Consider the following 15,944-nt stretch of genomic DNA (forward strand, 5'->3'; position numbering starts at 1 on the left):
TTTCGTCGAATGCAAATATTCGACGAAAAATTGGAACAACCCGCTCAATCATCTGATTGCAAGAGCCCGCAAGCCAACAGGGGCCGCGGAACCGGCTTTGCCGGGCCGCAGGCGCCGCCCCTTGAGGGGGAACAGGCTACACGCAGTGAGCCTGGACGGGGTGTTCAAGCTCTTGCCAATACGCTCCTCAGCGCATTCCCGGTATGCGTCCCCAGCTTGACCACAGCCTCAGGCGGCGCCGACGCCACCACACGCCCGCCGGCATTGCCGCCATCCGGGCCCAGGTCAATCACCCAGTCGGCTTCGGCGATCACGTCCAGGTCGTGTTCGATCACCACCACGCTGTGGCCGCCGTTGACCAGGCGGTGCAGCACGTGGATCAGCTTTTCGACGTCGGCCATGTGCAGGCCCACGGTGGGCTCGTCCAGCACGTAGAGCGTGTGCGGCGCCTTCTGGCCGCGGCGCGTGATGTCGTCGCGCACCTTGCTGAGTTCGGTCACCAGCTTGATGCGCTGCGCTTCCCCGCCCGACAGCGTCGGCGAGGGCTGGCCCAGCGTGAGGTAGCCCAGGCCCACGTCTTTGAGCAGCTGCAGCGGGTGGCTGATGTTGGGCATGGAGGCGAAGAAGTCCACCGCCTCGTCCACTTCCATCTTCAGCACGTCGCCGATGTTCTTGCCGCGCCAGGTCACGGCCTGGGTTTCGGGGTTGAAGCGCGCGCCGTGGCAGGTTTCGCACAGCACCTTCACGTCGGGCAAAAAGCTCATGCCTATGGTGCGCACGCCCGCGCCCTCGCAGGTCGGGCAGCGGCCTTCGCCGGTGTTGAACGAGAAACGCCCGGCGCTGTAGCCGCGCGCGCGGGCTTCCAGCGTGTCGGCGAACAGCTTGCGTATGGTGTCCCAGAAACCGATGTAGGTGGCCGGGCAGGAGCGCGGCGTCTTGCCGATCGGCGTCTGGTCGACTTCGAGCACGCGGTCCACTGCCGCATATCCTTCGATGCGTTCGCAGCCGGTCCAGTCCGGCGTCTTGCCCTTGTCGTCGGCGTCGCGCCCGGCCTTGGTGGAGCGCTGCATCACGCCGGCATGCACATTGGTCAACAGCACGTCGCGCGCGAGTGTGGACTTGCCCGATCCCGACACGCCCGTCACCGCCACCAGGCGGTACAGCGGCACGGTGACCGACACGTCCTTGAGGTTGTGCAGGTCGGCGTTGACCACCGTGAGCCAGGAGGTGAACTTGCTGGCCGCGGCGGGCGCGGCGTTGTGCAGCGCGCTGGCATTGGCCGCCGCGGCTTTCAGCGCCGCGGCCTTGAGCAATGCCGCTTTCTGCTTGCTCACGGGCTTGGCGGTGGCGTCGGTGACGGCCTCCTTCACCACGGCCGCCGGCGCCACGCCCTTGCTGGTTTCACGCCGCAGTTGCAGCGGGTGAATCAAGGGGTTGGCCAGGTAGCGGCCGGTCAGCGATTCCGGCACGGCCGACAGCTGCGCCGCCGTGCCCTGCGCCACCAGCGTGCCGCCGCGCTTGCCCGCGCCGGGCCCGATGTCGATGATGTTGTCGGCGCGGCGTATGGTGTCTTCGTCATGCTCGACCACCACCAGGGTGTTGCCGCGGTCGCTGAGCTTGCCCAGCGCGCTCAGCAGGATCTGGTTGTCGCGCGGATGCAGGCCGATCGTCGGCTCGTCCAGCACGTAGCAGACGCCCTGCAGGTTGGAGCCCAGCTGCGCCGCCAGCCGTATGCGCTGCGCCTCGCCGCCCGAAAGCGTGGGCGCGCCGCGGTCCAGCGTGAGGTAACCCAGGCCCACGTCTTCCAGAAATTCGAGACGGCTCTTGATTTCGGGGATCAGGTCGCGCGCGATGCCGGCCTCGCGGCCCAGCAGCGCGAGTTTTTCGACCCAGCGCCGCACGTCCGTCACCGACAGCGCCGCGATGTCGGCAATGCCGACGCCGGCGAACTTCACCGCGCGGGCCTTGGCGTTGAGCCGCGTGCCTTCGCAGGTCGGGCAGGCGGTGCCGGCCACGTCTTCGACCTCGGGCTCGGCAAAACTCTGCTCGCGGCCCTTGTTGTCGTCGTCCATCACCGAGTCGTCGAACACCTTGCGCTGTTCCTTGGTGAGCTTGACGCCGGTGCCCACGCAGTCGGGACACCAGCCGTGCTTGCTGTTGTAGCTGAAGAGGCGCGGGTCCAGCTCGGCATACGAGGTCGCGCAGACCGGGCAGGCGCGCTTGGTCGAAAACGCGATCAGCTTGCCGATGTTTTTGGCGCTGGCGCCGGCCATCATCGCGCCGCGCAAACCATCCAGCGGCGCCAGCACGTGGACCACGCCCTTGCCATGCTCCAGCGCGGTGGCCAGCGCCGACCGCAGCGCGGCCTCGTTGTCGGGCGAGACATGGATGTCCGCAATCGGCAGCTCGACCGTGTGCTCCTTGAAGCGGTCAATGCGCGGGAAACCGGTGGTCGGCAAAAACTCGCCGTCGATGCGCAGGTGTGTGTAGCCGCGCGGCCGCGCCCAGTCGGCCAGCTCGGTGTAGACACCCTTGCGCGCGATCACCAGCGGGGCCAGCAGGCCTATGTGCTGGCCGCGGTAGCTCTTGAGCAGCTGCGCCGCGATGCTCTCGGGGCTTTGCGGCATCACCGCCGCGCCGTCCTTGGTGCAGTGCTGTATGCCCAGCTTCACGTACAGCAGGCGCAGGAAATGCCAGACTTCGGTGGTCGTGCCCACGGTGGACTTGCGCCCGCCGCGCGACAGGCGCTGCTCGATCGCCACGGTGGGCGGGATGCCGTACACGGCATCGACCTCGGGCCGGCCCGCCGGCTGCACGATGCTGCGCGCGTAGGCGTTCAGCGACTCGAGGTAGCGGCGCTGCCCTTCGTTGAACAGGATGTCAAAGGCCAGCGTGGACTTGCCGGAGCCCGACACACCCGTCACCACGTTGAACTTGCCGCGCGGGATGTCGACCGACAGGCTTTTGAGGTTGTTCTCTTTCGCGTTGACGATCTGGATCAGGTTGGAGAAGGCCGGGCGCGTGGCCCACACCTTGGGGCGCGACTCTTCGACGCCGTGCACCTTGCCCATGGCCTGTTCGTATTCACGCAGCGCAAGCGCGGTGTGCGAGGTCGGGTGCTCGCGCACCTCTTCAGGCGTGCCCTGGGCCACCAGCAGGCCGCCGGCCTCGCCGCCTTCGGGCCCCAGGTCGATGAGCCAGTCGGCCGAGCGGATCACGTCGAGGTTGTGCTCGATCACGATCAGCGAGTGGCCGGCCTCCAGCAGCTTGCGCAGCGCGCGCATCAGCTTGGCGATGTCGTCGAAGTGCAGGCCGGTGGTCGGCTCGTCGAACAAAAACAGCGTGCCGCGCCCGGGCTGCCGCAGCGCCAGCGCCTGCCTGCTGGCTGTGGTCGTGGCCTTGCTGGCATTGGCCAGGAAACCCGCGAGCTTCAGGCGCTGCGCCTCGCCGCCCGAGAGCGTGGGCACGGGCTGGCCCAGCTTCACGTATTCCAGGCCCACGTCGACGATGGGCTGCAGCGCGCGCACCACCTCGCGGTCCTGCGCGAACAAGGCAATCGCCTCGCTCACCGTGAGGTCCAGCACGTCGGACACATTGAGCAGGCGCGGCTTGAGGTCGCCTATCGCCTTGCGCTCAATCGTCACTTCCAGGATCTCGGCGCGGTAGCGCTTGCCGTCGCAGTCGGGGCAGCGCAGGTAGACGTCGCTCAGGAACTGCATCTCGACGTGCTCGAAGCCCGAGCCGCCGCAGGTCGGGCAGCGGCCGTCGCCGTTGTTGAAGCTGAACTTGGTGGCGGTGTAGCTGCGCTGCTTGGCCAGCGGCGCCAGCGCGAACAGGTCGCGCACCGCGTCCCAGGCGCCCACATAGCTGGCCGGGTTGGAACGCGCCGTCTTGCCGATAGGCGACTGGTCGACGAACACCACGTCGGTCAGGTGGTCGGCGCCCATCAGGCGGTCGTGCAGGCCCGGCGTTTCGGTCGCCTTGCCGAACTGGCGCAGCAGCGCCGGCGCCAGGATGTCCTGCATCAGCGTGGACTTGCCCGAGCCGCTGACGCCGGTCACGCAGACCAGGCGCTGCAGCGGGAAGTCCACCGTCAGGTTTTTCAGGTTGTGGTCGCGCGCGCCTTCGAGGATGAGGCGCGGCGTGTTGTCCGTCACCGGGCGCTTGAAGCCCATGCCCACCTGCTTGCGCGAACCCAGGTAGGCGCCGGTCAGCGTGTCGGCATGCTTGATGTCGTCGGGCGTGCCGTCGAACACGATCTGGCCGCCCTTCTCGCCGGGGCCCGGGCCCATGTCGATCAGGCGGTCGGCCGCCAGCATCACGGCCGGGTCGTGCTCGACCACCACCAGCGTGTTGCCCGCGTCGCGCAGCCGGTGCATGGCCTGGGTGATGCGGTTCATGTCGCGCGGGTGCAGGCCGATGGAAGGCTCGTCCAGCACAAACAGCGTGTTGACCAGCGAGGTGCCCAGCGCCGTCGTGAGGTTGATGCGCTGCACCTCGCCGCCCGAGAGCGTGCGGCTTTGGCGGTCCAGCGTGAGGTAGCCGATGCCGACGTCACACAGGTATTTCACGCGCGTCTGGATTTCCTCGAACAGCGACTTGAGCGCCTGCAGTTCGGCGTCGTCGCCCATCACATCGAGCGACAGGCCGCTGAAGAACTGGCGCAGCCTGTCTATGGGCAGGCGCATCAGGTCGTGCAGCGCCAGGCCCGGCAGGGCTTCGAGCTGCTCTCGGCTCCACTGCACGCCCACCGGCATGAAGCGCTGGCCGGGCGGCAGCACCGCGTCGGCGGCTTCTTTGGAACCCAGGCGCCAGAGCAGCGACTCGAGCTTGAGGCGCGCGCCGCCGCAGGTCTCGCAGGGCGTGTAGCTGCGGTACTTGGACAGCAGCACACGGATGTGCATCTTGTAGGCCTTGCTTTCGAGGTATTCGAAGAAGCGCTTGATGCCGTACCACTGCTTGTTCCAGTTACCGTCCTTGTAGCCCGGCGTGCCGTTGACGACCCAGCCCTGCTGCTCGGGCGTGAGCTTGTACCAGGGCGTGTCGCGCGGGATGCCGGCCGCCTCGGCGTGGCGCATCAAATCGTCCTGCGCTTCCTTCCACGCCGGGGTCTGTATGGTCTTGATGGCGCCGGCGCGCAGCGTCAGCTTGTCGTTGGGGATCACCAGGCCGTAGTCGACGCCGATCACGCGGCCGAAGCCGCGGCAGGTTTCGCAGGCGCCCATGGCCGAGTTGAAGGAGAACAGCGAAGGCGTGGGGTTGGTGTAGCGCAGGTCGCTGTCGGGACAGTGCAGGCCCGTCGAGAAGCGCCACATCACGTCGGGTTGTCCATCCTCGGCGTGCTGCACATAGACATTGAGCCTGCCGCCGCGCTTGAGCGCGGTCTCAATCGCATCCATCACGCGGGATTTTTCCACCGCATGGGCGCGGAAGCGGTCGGCCACCACGTCCAGCAGCTTGTGCGGCCCGGCCGGCGTGGCGACGTCACGCTGGGCATGCACACGCGTGAAGCCGCTGACGGACAGCCACTGCTCGACCTGCTCGGCGCTGGTGTTGCCCGGCAGCTCGACCGGGAAGGTCAGCACCATGCGCGGATCACCCACTTTGGTGCGCGCCATGATCTCAGCGTAGATCGATTCGGGCGTGTCGTGGCGCACATTCTGCGCGGTCTGTTTGTCGAACAGCTGCGCGGCGCGCGCGTAGAGCAGCTTCAGGTGGTCGTTGAGCTCCGTCATGGTGCCGACGGTGGAGCGCGAACTGCGCACCGGGTTGGTCTGGTCGATGGCGATGGCGGGCGGCACGCCCTCCACCTTGTCGACGGCCGGCTTGTCCATGCGGTCCAGGAACTGCCGCGCATAGGCCGAAAAAGTCTCCACGTAACGGCGCTGGCCTTCGGCGAACAGGGTGTCGAACACCAGGGAGGACTTGCCCGAGCCGCTGGGGCCGGTGACCACCGTCATTTCACCGGTGCGGATGTCGAGGTCTATGTTTTTGAGGTTGTGCTGGCGAGCACCGCGGATGCGGATGGTTCCCTGGGACATGGGTGAGGTCTTTCCTGAAGAGGTCAAACATTCTAGGCAAAGCCCCCGGCACAGCATGGCGTAGGGATTAATGGCCTTTTTACCGGGTTTCGTCGCGCCAATCAGGGCGAATTCTGGTTTTCCTGCTCGCCGTTTTCACGTGTTTATGTTTAACTTGGGAGGTCTGGGTTGATTCATCAAGGAGAGAGCGCATGCAAAAAATACACCGCTTGTTCGCGGCCGTCGCGATCGCTGCCGCAAGCCACCTGAGCCAGGCCCAAATCCTGATCGGGCAGACCGCCGGCTTCACCGGCCCCGTGGGCGCCGGCGTCAAGGAAACCACCGACGGCGCCAAGCTCTATATCGACGCCGTCAACGCCAAAGGCGGCGTGAACGGGCAGAAGATAGAGTTGATCTCGCTCGACGACAAATTCGAGCCCAAGCTCGCGGCGGAAAACGCCCGCAAGCTGGTGGAAGAGCAGAACGTGGTGGCCCTGTTCCTCAACCGCGGCACGCCGCACACCGAGGCCATCATCCCCATCCTCGAGAAAAACGGCGTGCCCCTGATAGGCCCGTCCACCGGCGCCATGGTGCTGCACCAGCCGGTCAAGAAATACGTCTTCAACGTGCGCGCCACCTACCAGCGTGAAGCCGAAAAAGCGGTGACCCACCTGAACTCCATGGGCATCACGCGCATCGGCATCGTCTATGCCGACGACAGCTTCGGGGCGGACGGCGTCATGGGCGCGCAGAAAGGGTTGGCCACGGCCAAGCTGCAACCCGCCGTGCTCGAAAAATTCGACCGTTCCAAACCCGACTTCGGGCCCATCGCGCCCAAGGTCGCGCAGTCCAACGCGCAGGCCCTCATCATGGTGGCCTCGGGCCAGGCCGTGGTCGACGGCATCAAGGCCTTCCGCGCGGTCGGCTCCACGGCGCAGATCGTCACGCTGTCCAACAATGCCTCGGGCGGTTTTGTGAAAAGCCTGGGCGAAAACGCGCGCGGCGTCATCGTGACCCAGGTCTTCCCGTACGAGCGCTCCATCGCCTACCCCATGGTGAAGGAAGCGCAGGAACTGGCCAAGGCCAAAGGGCAGAGTGAGGTCAGCCCTGCCATGCTGGAAGGCTTTGCCGCCGCCAAGGTGCTGGTGGAGGCCCTGCGCCGCGCCGGCGCCAAGCCCACACGCGAAAAAATCCAGGCGGCGCTCGAAGGCCTGCGCAAGCTCGACATAGGCGGGCTGGAAGTGAGCTACAGCACCGAGGACCACACCGGCCTGGACTTCGCCGACCTGTCCATCATCGGCACGGACGGCAAGTTTAAGAGGTAGCCCCCCTGCCGACGCTCACTTCGTGTAGCGTCACCTCCCCCCGGGGGGACAGGCGCCTTGCGCCCGGCGAAGCCGGATCGCGGCCCCTGCTTGTGGATCCGCAGCCCCCCCCCTGCTGACGCTCACTTCGTGTAGCGCCCCCTCCCCCCAGGGGGACAGGCGCCTTGCGCCCGGCGAAGCCGGTTCGCGGCCCCTGCTTGTGGATTCGCAGACCTCGCGGCGTCAGGCCGTCGGGCCGTGCAGGTTTGCTCAGAAGTAGAGCGCGTTTTCGAGTTCCCTGAACTTCTCGGGGCCCACGGCTTCCTTGATCTTGGGCGCCAGTTCCTTGAGCTTGTCGATGTCGCCCGCGGCTTCGACCGCGAGGTTGAGCCTGAAGCCCCTCAATCCCAGGCCGGCCGTGAGCCGCGTGGCGATCGGGTAGGCCCTTGAATAATGTTCCTGCGCGGTCAGCGTGGGCGAGCCGTCGGCGTTATGCGCGGACACCGGTGCCGCGGCGGCAACCGGCGCCTGCGTCGCCGCGGGTGCCAGCATGCCCAGTGCGATCAGGTGGCTGATGTCTTCCGGCGTGACGCCCAGGCCGGCGGTGGCCTTGACCACTTCCTCCATGCTGCGTTTGCCGTCAAACATGATGAACGCCGAGCGTTGCTTCGGCGTCAGCGGAATGGAACGGTCCTGAAATGCGGATTGCCCTGCTTCCGTCTTGGTGTAAATCATCGGCTGGTCTCCAGTAAATACGCCGGGGTAAAACCGCCAGCTGTGCTTAGCGCAGAGACATTTGTTAATACTTTTTTGTTGCCCCCGATTCAATTTACCCCATTTCAGCCCTCATTGCATCTGTTTCGGGCAAGGTGGCGGCGAGTTCCCGCAGCCGGAAATGCAGGCGCGGCGCTGCGCCGGGTTCAGGCGCGGGCCGCAGGCGCCGGATGCGCGCCGTGTTTTTCACCGCCCATGTCGATGTCCCCTCCCTTGTTCAGCAGGTACAGGGCCAAGCCTGCGATCACGATAAATCCGAGCACGAGTTTCCACATCTTTCTCTTCTCCAAAAAAAGTCCAAAAAAAAGCCCCCGGCACATGAATGACGAGGGCCTGCAAATATCACAAGTATCGAAAAAATATTCACCAGGCTGTCGAGCCCGGTGAAGCCGGCCCGAGCCGGCGATCAGCGCGATCAGTCCTTGGCGTAGATGTCCACGTCCTTGGTCTCGCGGATGAACAGCGTGCCGACCACGAAGGTCACGCCGGCGATGATGATCGGGTACCAGAGGCCGTTGTACATATTGCCGGTCTGCGCGACGATGGCGAAGGCGGTCGTCGGCAGCAGGCCGCCGAACCAGCCGTTGCCGATGTGGTACGGCAGGCTCATCGAGGTGTAGCGGATGCGGGTCGGGAACAGTTCCACCAGCATGGCGGCGATCGGGCCGTAGACCATGGTCACCAGCAGCACCAGGTAGAACAGGATGGCCGTGACCATGACCTTGTCGATCTTGGCCGGGTCGGCCTTGGTCGGGTAGCCGGCGGTCTTCAGGTCGTCCGCCACGAGCTTCTTGAACTCGGCGTCCTTCTTCTTGGCGTCGTCGGCGCTCAGGCCCTTGGCGGTGTAGCTCGAGATCGCGGTTTCGCCGATCTTGATGCTGGCCACCGTGCCGGCGGGTGCGGCGACGTTGTCATAGCTCACCGAAGCGCCTGCCAGCACCTGCTTGGCGATGTCGCACGAGCTGGTGAACTTGGCGGTGCCCGTCGGGTTGAACTGGAACGAGCATTCCTTCGGGTCGGCGGTCACGGTCACCTTGTTCTTGGCTTGCGCGGCGGCGAGGTCGGGGTTGGCGGCCTTGGTCAGCGCGGTGAACACCGGGAAGTAGGTCAGCACGGCCAGCAGGCAGCCGGCCATGATGATGGGCTTGCGGCCGATCTTGTCGGACAGCGTGCCGAACACCACGAAGAAAGGCGTGGCCAGGATCAGCGAGTAGGCCACCAGGATGTTGGCGGTCGGGCCGTCCACCTTGAGCGCCTGCGTCAGGAAGAACAGCGAATAGAACTGGCCCGAATACCAGACCACGGCCTGGCCGGCCGTCAGGCCGACGAGCGCCAGGATCACGATCTTCAGGTTCTTCCACTGGCCGAAGGACTCGGACAGCGGTGCCTTGGAGGTCTTGCCTTCGGCCTTCATTTTCTGGAAGGCGGGCGATTCATTCATCGACAGGCGGATGTAGACCGACACGGCCAGCAGCAGGATGGAGACGATGAAGGGAACGCGCCAGCCCCAGTCGGCGAAAGCCGCTTCGCCGATCGCGGTGCGCACGCCCAGGATCACCAGCAGGCTCAGGAACAGGCCCAGGGTGGCCGTGGTCTGGATCCAGGAGGTGTAGGCACCGCGCTTGTGGTGAGGCGCGTGCTCGGCCACGTAGACGGCAGCGCCGCCGTACTCACCGCCCAGCGCCAGGCCTTGCAGCATGCGCAGCGCGATCAGGATCACCGGCGCGGCGACGCCGATGGACGCGTAGTTGGGCAGCAGGCCCACGATGAAGGTCGACAAACCCATGATCACGATGGTGACCAGGAAGGTGTACTTGCGGCCGATCATGTCGCCGAGGCGGCCGAACACCAGCGCGCCGAAGGGGCGCACGATGAAGCCGGCGGCGAACGCGAGCAGCGCGAAGATGAAGGCCGAGCCGGCGTCCAGTCCGCTGAAGAACTGCTTGGCGATGATGGCGGCCAATGAACCGTAGAGGTAGAAGTCGTACCACTCGAATACCGTGCCGAGCGAAGATGCGAAGATCACCTTTTTCTGCTCGGCACTCATGGGTCTGTTGTCGACGGCTGTTGACATGATGTTTTGTCTCCAAATAGTGAGGCCTCCGGTATGGAAGCTACCCCCATTATTTTTGGAGTCCCTGACCTAGCTCTGACGTGAAAATAACAGGAGCTTGCGTGAAACTTATGCGTGGCTGACAACTCAAGGGGAAACCCTTGAGAAACTTTTCAGCATGCGAAGCCTCTCCGGGAAAACGCGTAGAACCTTCTTACGCGCCGCAAAAAGTTTGCTGACGCCCCGATCACGCCTTGCGCGTGATGCCGACGGAGATTTTGCTCACGCCATTCCAGCCTTCGCCCTCAAACCAGGCGTTGCCCAGCAGGTATTCGCGCAGCATGGGCAGTGCGTCGAAGCCCCAGAAAATTTTCCCGTCGACTTCCATCGCGGGCACACCGAAGACCTTGAGCGCAATCGCCTCATCGGTGTTTTTTTTCAGCTGCGCTTTGGCCTCGTCGGCACTCAGGTGCTGCTGCGGCGCGAGCAACGCGGTGAGCGCGGCCAGCCGCTGTTCGTCGCCGGCCTCGGCGCCGCCCTGCCACACATGGCGGAAGATGGTTTCGCACACATAGCGGTTGATGCTGGCCGGGTCTGCGGGCAGGCCGCAGGCGGCCGCCAGGCGCAGCAGCGGCAAGGGATTGAAGGGATGGCTGGCCGGCATCTTCATGTCTATGCCCTTGCTGTGCGCATGCCACAGCGCCTGCCGGTAGGTCCAGTCGCGCTTGGGCGCGATTTCCGCCGGGCCCAGCTGGCCGTGGTGCTTGAGCATGGCGGCGAACAGCACGGGCCGGTAGCTCACGCTGTAGCTCAGGCCCTTGAGCGCTTCGGGCAAGTGCTCGAACGCGAGGCAGGCGTAAGGCGAGATGAAGTCCAGGTAAAAAGTGATGTGCTTCATGGGCCCTCTCCCGTTTGCTGTCTTAAACCCGCGCAGCCGCCATGCGCCGGCCTATGGTGCGCCAGAGTTCGCGCTGCGCGTCCGGGCCGGAACGCGCCCAGCCCGAGATCTCGCCCAGCGTGCGGAAGCAGCCTTCGCACATCCCGCTGTCGGCATTGATGCGGCACACCGAGATGCAGGGCGAAGGCACCACGTCGCCCGCGGCCTCCACCGTGCGGCCGCGTTCCGTCACCTGGGCGATGGCCTGCTCGCGCGCGATGTGTTCCGCGTCCAGGTCCACGGCCACGTCGACGACGGGCGCACCGGTCAGCAACTCCAGCTCCTGCGGCATCAGCTTGAAGACCGCATGCGGGTGGCCGGCCGCGGCCCAGATTTCCTCAAAGCGCATCAGGCTCAGGTCCATCAGCACCACGACCTCGGTCGCATGCGCGAGCGGCGAGACACCGCCTATCGAGAAACCGGTCCTGGCTTTCACGAATTCGGCATCAGCCCGGCCCACGCGCTTGCCGTCGGTGCAGACCAGGGCCTCGACCTTGCGTTCATCGACACGCCTGTCGCCCGAGGTCACCACCATGATGGCGGCATCGTCAGACTTGCGGCGGAAGATGATGCTCTTGGCAATCTGCCCCAGGCGCACGCCCAGCGCGTCGGCCGCCTGCTGCGCGGTGCGGGCCGCGTCGTCGAGCATCACGGGCATGTGCGGGTGGCCGCTTTCCTGCAGCACGGCAATCACTCTCTGCACACCCTCGGGCAAGGTCTTCAGTTCAGCACCACACATACATGAGCCCCCACGTTCGCTCACTGCGTGTAGCTCTCTGCCCCCCGAGGGGGCGCTGCGCCTGCGGCCCGGCAAAGCCGGTTCCGCGGCCCCTGCTGGGTTGTACGTCATTGCACATCTAGTTCACTCGTTTATTCAGAAGCGCCGTCGCGGCGCGGGAATTCGGCTTGCGCCCCAGGAAGTCGCTGATGAATTGTCCCGCATCGATGAGCTTGTCCAGGTCTATGCCGGTGCTGATGCCCATGCCGTGCAGGAGGTAGACCACGTCCTCGGTCGCGACGTTGCCGGTCGCGCCCTTGGCAAAGGGGCAGCCGCCCAGGCCGGCGCAGGAGGTGTCGAACTGCCAGATGCCCATCTGCAGCGAGGCCAGCGTGTTGCCCAGGGCCTGGCCGTAGGTGTCGTGGAAATGGCCTGAGACGTCGTTGATGTCGAAGTGCTTCAGCGTGGCCTCCAGGGCGCGCTGCACCTTGAGCGGCGTGCCCACGCCTATCGTGTCGGCCACGCCCACGTGCTGCACGCCTATGCCCTTCATCAGGCCGGCCAGCATGTCGACGCGTTCCGGTGCGATCTCGCCTTCGTAAGGGCAGCCCACGGTGCAGGACATGGCGCCGCGCACATAAATGCCCTTCTCGCGCGCGGCCTCGACCACGGGGCGGAAGCGTTCAATGCTCTCGGCGATCGAGCAGTTGATGTTTTTCTGGCTGAAGGCCTCGCTGGCCGCGCCGAAGACCACGATCTCGTCGGGCCACAGTTCGCGCGGCGGTGCAATGGCGGCCTCAAAGCCCTTCATATTGGGCGTCAGCACCGAATAGCGCACGCCCGGCTTGCGCTTGATGCCGGCCATCACCTCGGCGGCGTCGGCCATCTGCGGCACCCATTTGGGCGAGACATAGCTCGTGACCTCGATCTCGGTCAGGCCCGCGTCCTGCAGGCGATGGACCAACTCGATCTTGACGGCGGCCGGCACCTGGGCTTTTTCATTCTGCAAGCCGTCGCGCGGGCCGACGTCGACGAGCTTGACTTTGGAAGGTAGTTTCATGGGGCTCTTTCAGGAGATGGCGTGCTCGCGCGCACGCACCGGGTCAGTATCCCTTTTTCGGGTCAACCACGCCGGCCAAGGTGCTTATGGGTGCACCGCCCGCCAGGCTGCGTATTTTCCCGGCAATCTGGGCAATGCTCTCCTCGCGCAGCGTGCGCGCCGAGGTGTGCGGCGTGATGGTGATCCTGGGATGTTTCCAGAAGGGATGGTCCGAAGGCAAAGGCTCGGTGCGGAACACATCCAGCGTCGCCCCCGCCAGGTGGCCGTTGTCGATCAGCGTGATGAGGTCGCCGTCCACCAGGTGGCTGCCGCGCGCCACATTGATGACGTAGCCGCCGGGCTGCAGGCGCGACAGGGTGTCCAGGTTCATGATGCCCATCGTGTCGGGCGTCAGCGGCAGCAGGCAGACCAGGATGCGGCTGGCCGCCAGGAAATCCTGGAATCCCTGTCCGCCCGCATCGCCCGAATAACACCGCACACCCTCAATCGTCTTGGCGGAGCGGCTCCAGCCATTGACCGGGAAATCAAACTGCGCGAGCGCCCGGCTCACGCGCTCGCCCAGCACGCCCAGGCCCATCACGCCGATCGGAAAGTCCGTGCGCAAACGCGGCTTGCGGTAGGACCACTTGCCTCCCGCCATGTCGGCCTCATAGGCGTCGAGTTCGCGAAAGTGGCGTATCACCGCATGGCAGACATACTCGGCCATCTGCGCCGACATGCCGGCATCGTCCAGCCGCACCACCGGCACACCGGCCGGCAGGCGCAGCTTCATGAGCGCATCGACACCCGCGCCTATGTTGAAAATGCCCTTGAGCTGCTTCTGCTCGTCAAAGAACTGCTGGGGCGGCGCCCAGACCACCGCATAGTCGGCCGGCGCCGCGCCCGCTGCCCACAGCGTCACGTCGGCATCGGGGAAGGCGGCCTTGAGGCCGTCCACCCAGGGCTGGGGTTTGGTGTCGGAGCAGCAAAAACTGATGCGCATGAAAAATCCCGTTTGAGTCAATAACAAAATCAAACGGCTATTTTCAACAATTCCGCGCCCTCGTTGACCTGGTCGCCCGGCGCATAGAGCAATTCCTGCACCGTGCCGTCGGCCGGCGCGGCGATGGTGTGCTCCATTTTCATGGCCTCCATCACGGCCAGCGGCTGGCCTTTGCTCACCTTGTCGCCGGCCTTGACGGCGAAAGACACGACCTTGCCCGGCATGGGCGCGGTCAGTCGCCCGCCCTCGGCCTGGGCCTCGCCGGCGTGGGCCAGCAGGTCTATGGAGAGGATTTGTGTCGCGCCTTTGGCGGTGAACACATGGTCCAGTTCGCCCTGCGCATACACGGCCGCCGTCATACGCTGGCCCGCGAATTGCACGTCTATGCCCTGCGCGGTTTCGGCAAACACCAGCGGCCCCGCCACGTCGGCCAGCGCCAGGTGCAGCGAACCGTCATGCCCATAGGTCAAAGCGGCCTTGGCCGGCTCGCCGTGGAATTCAAACTCAAAACGCCGCTGCACCACGCCATGCGAACGCCAGCCGTCGCGGCGGCTGAAAGGGTCGGCGCCTTCCGCCGCCCGCTCGTCGAGCAATTGTTTGGCCACCGCCGCGGCGGCCGCCATGGCTAGGCCCACCGGCTCCTGCCTGAAGAGCACGGCTTCTTCGCGCTGGATCAGCGCGGTGTCCAGGTTGGCTTTGGCAAACGACGGGCTGCGCACCACATAACGCAAAAACTGCACATTGGTGCTCAGGCCCACGATGCGGGTCTGCGCCAGCGCGTCGTCCAGCCGGGCCAGCGCCTCTTCGCGCGTGGCGCCGTGCACGATGAGCTTGGCCACCATCGAGTCGTAATACGGCGAGATCGCATCGCCTTCGCGCACGCCGTCGTCCACCCGCACCTGGCCGCGTTCGAAGGCCGTGTGCGCCGGCTTTTTGTAGACGTGCAGGGTGCCGGTGGCCGGCAGGAAATTGTTGTCCGGCGTCTCGGCGCAGATGCGCGCCTCGATGGCATGGCCGGTGATGCGCAGCTGCTCCTGCGCCAGCGGCAGCTTTTCGCCCGAGGCCACACGCAACTGCCATTCGACCAGGTCCAGGCCGGTGATGGCTTCGGTCACCGGGTGCTCCACTTGCAACCTGGTATTCATTTCCATGAAGAAGAAATTCATGGAACCGTCCGCCCGCTGCTCGACGATAAATTCGACAGTACCCGCGCCCACATAGTTGACGGCACGCGCCGCGGCCACGGCCGCTTCCCCCATCTGCTTGCGCATGGCTTCCGTCATGCCGGGGGCCGGCGCTTCTTCCAGCACCTTCTGGTGGCGGCGCTGCACCGAGCAGTCGCGCTCGAACAGGTAAACGTAATTGCCGTGCGTGTCGCCAAACACCTGGATCTCGATGTGGCGCGGGCGCTGCGCGTATTTTTCGACCAGCACCGCGTCGTCGCCAAAGCTGTTGATGGCCTCGCGCTTGCACGATGCCAGCGCGGCCTCGAAGTCTTCGCTTTTCTCGACCGCGCGCATGCCCTTGCCGCCGCCGCCCGCGCTGGCCTTGATCAGCACCGGGTAGCCGATGCGGTCCGCCTCGCGCTGCAGCAGCGCCGGGTCCTGGTCGCTGCCGTGGTAGCCGGGCACCAGCGGTACGCCGGCTTTTTCCATCAGCTGCTTGGACTCGGCCTTCAGGCCCATGGCCTTGATGGCCGAGGCCGGCGGGCCGATAAAGACCAGGCCGGCGCTGGCGCAGGCCTGGGCGAATTCCTCGTTCTCGCTCAGGAAGCCGTAGCCCGGGTGGATGGCCTCGGCGCCCGTGGCCTTGGCCGCTTCAATGATGCGCTCCCAGCGCAAATAGCTGTCCTTGGGTGCGCTGCCGCCTATGTGCACGGCTTCGTCGCAAAAGCCCACATGCTTGGCGCCGGCATCGGCGTCGGAATACACCGCAACGGACTGGATAGCCATGCGGCGCGCAGTCGCAGCCACCCGGCAGGCTATTTCACCGCGATTGGCAATGAGGATTTTTTTAAACATGGTTAACTTTCGCGGTGAAATACCCTGCGCACGCTTCGCGTGCCACGCAATTTAGCTTCGCTGCTGCGCGGCTTT

At 65.5% G+C, this 15,944-nt stretch carries 10 protein-coding genes; 1 reads left to right on the forward strand and 9 read right to left on the reverse strand.

The features are described 5' to 3' along the window. Nucleotides 1-164: 164 nt before the first annotated feature. Nucleotides 165-6,041, reverse strand: a complete 5,877-nt coding sequence (uvrA, locus tag ACLV74_RS17380) for an excinuclease ABC subunit UvrA (RefSeq protein WP_411880658.1) — start codon at nucleotides 6,039-6,041, stop codon at nucleotides 165-167. Nucleotides 6,042-6,232: 191 nt separating this feature from the next. Between uvrA and ACLV74_RS17385 the strand changes: the two genes are divergently transcribed. Continuing rightward, nucleotides 6,233-7,345 (forward strand): ABC transporter substrate-binding protein, encoded by a 1,113-nt coding sequence (locus ACLV74_RS17385; protein WP_411880659.1) that lies wholly within the window; start codon nucleotides 6,233-6,235, stop codon nucleotides 7,343-7,345. A gap of 249 nt (nucleotides 7,346-7,594) precedes the next feature. On the opposite strand, the gene ACLV74_RS17390 is transcribed toward ACLV74_RS17385, so the two are convergent. The 8 genes from ACLV74_RS17390 to ACLV74_RS17425 form a co-directional block, all read right to left on the reverse strand. Continuing rightward, nucleotides 7,595-8,059: a hypothetical protein gene (locus tag ACLV74_RS17390; protein WP_411880660.1), complete on the reverse strand. Its 465-nt coding sequence runs from the start codon at nucleotides 8,057-8,059 to the stop codon at nucleotides 7,595-7,597. 185 nt (nucleotides 8,060-8,244) lie between these two features. After that, on the reverse strand, nucleotides 8,245-8,373 hold the full coding sequence (locus ACLV74_RS17395) for a hypothetical protein (RefSeq protein WP_411880661.1): 129 nt from the start codon (nucleotides 8,371-8,373) through the stop codon (nucleotides 8,245-8,247). 140 nt (nucleotides 8,374-8,513) lie between these two features. Beyond that, a complete protein-coding gene (locus ACLV74_RS17400; protein WP_411880662.1) occupies nucleotides 8,514-10,172 on the reverse strand; it encodes an MFS transporter in 1,659 nt (552 codons plus the stop codon). A 226-nt stretch (nucleotides 10,173-10,398) separates the two neighbouring features. Beyond that, nucleotides 10,399-11,049: a 2-hydroxychromene-2-carboxylate isomerase gene (locus ACLV74_RS17405; RefSeq protein WP_411880663.1), complete on the reverse strand. Its 651-nt coding sequence runs from the start codon at nucleotides 11,047-11,049 to the stop codon at nucleotides 10,399-10,401. A 22-nt stretch (nucleotides 11,050-11,071) separates the two neighbouring features. Beyond that, a complete protein-coding gene (locus ACLV74_RS17410; protein ID WP_411880664.1) occupies nucleotides 11,072-11,803 on the reverse strand; it encodes a YbaK/EbsC family protein in 732 nt (243 codons plus the stop codon). 142 nt (nucleotides 11,804-11,945) lie between these two features. Beyond that, the gene (locus ACLV74_RS17415; RefSeq protein WP_411880665.1) at nucleotides 11,946-12,866 is read right to left on the reverse strand and encodes a hydroxymethylglutaryl-CoA lyase; all 921 of its coding nucleotides are present in this window, start codon (nucleotides 12,864-12,866) and stop codon (nucleotides 11,946-11,948) included. A gap of 43 nt (nucleotides 12,867-12,909) precedes the next feature. Continuing rightward, complete coding sequence (locus ACLV74_RS17420; RefSeq protein ID WP_411880666.1) at nucleotides 12,910-13,848, reverse strand: 2-hydroxyacid dehydrogenase; 939 nt, start codon at nucleotides 13,846-13,848, stop codon at nucleotides 12,910-12,912. 29 nt (nucleotides 13,849-13,877) lie between these two features. Beyond that, nucleotides 13,878-15,869 (reverse strand): acetyl-CoA carboxylase biotin carboxylase subunit, encoded by a 1,992-nt coding sequence (locus ACLV74_RS17425; protein ID WP_411880667.1) that lies wholly within the window; start codon nucleotides 15,867-15,869, stop codon nucleotides 13,878-13,880. Nucleotides 15,870-15,944: the final 75 nt, after the last annotated feature.

This window comes from Polaromonas sp. YR568, from assembly GCF_943369415.1.
In the GTDB taxonomy this organism is placed as follows: Bacteria; Pseudomonadota; Gammaproteobacteria; order Burkholderiales; family Burkholderiaceae_C; genus Polaromonas.

Excerpts from the sequence above, each read along its gene's own strand:
- uvrA (WP_411880658.1), bottom strand. The coding sequence starts at position 6,041 with ATGTCCCAGGGAACCATCCGCATCCGCGGTGCTCGCCAGCACAACCTC.
- ACLV74_RS17385 (WP_411880659.1), top strand. The coding sequence starts at position 6,233 with ATGCAAAAAATACACCGCTTGTTCGCGGCCGTCGCGATCGCTGCCGCA.
- ACLV74_RS17390 (WP_411880660.1), bottom strand. The coding sequence starts at position 8,059 with ATGATTTACACCAAGACGGAAGCAGGGCAATCCGCATTTCAGGACCGT.
- ACLV74_RS17395 (WP_411880661.1), bottom strand. The coding sequence starts at position 8,373 with ATGTGGAAACTCGTGCTCGGATTTATCGTGATCGCAGGCTTGGCCCTG.
- ACLV74_RS17400 (WP_411880662.1), bottom strand. The coding sequence starts at position 10,172 with ATGTCAACAGCCGTCGACAACAGACCCATGAGTGCCGAGCAGAAAAAG.
- ACLV74_RS17405 (WP_411880663.1), bottom strand. The coding sequence starts at position 11,049 with ATGAAGCACATCACTTTTTACCTGGACTTCATCTCGCCTTACGCCTGC.
- ACLV74_RS17415 (WP_411880665.1), bottom strand. The coding sequence starts at position 12,866 with ATGAAACTACCTTCCAAAGTCAAGCTCGTCGACGTCGGCCCGCGCGAC.
- ACLV74_RS17420 (WP_411880666.1), bottom strand. The coding sequence starts at position 13,848 with ATGCGCATCAGTTTTTGCTGCTCCGACACCAAACCCCAGCCCTGGGTG.
- ACLV74_RS17425 (WP_411880667.1), bottom strand. The coding sequence starts at position 15,869 with ATGTTTAAAAAAATCCTCATTGCCAATCGCGGTGAAATAGCCTGCCGG.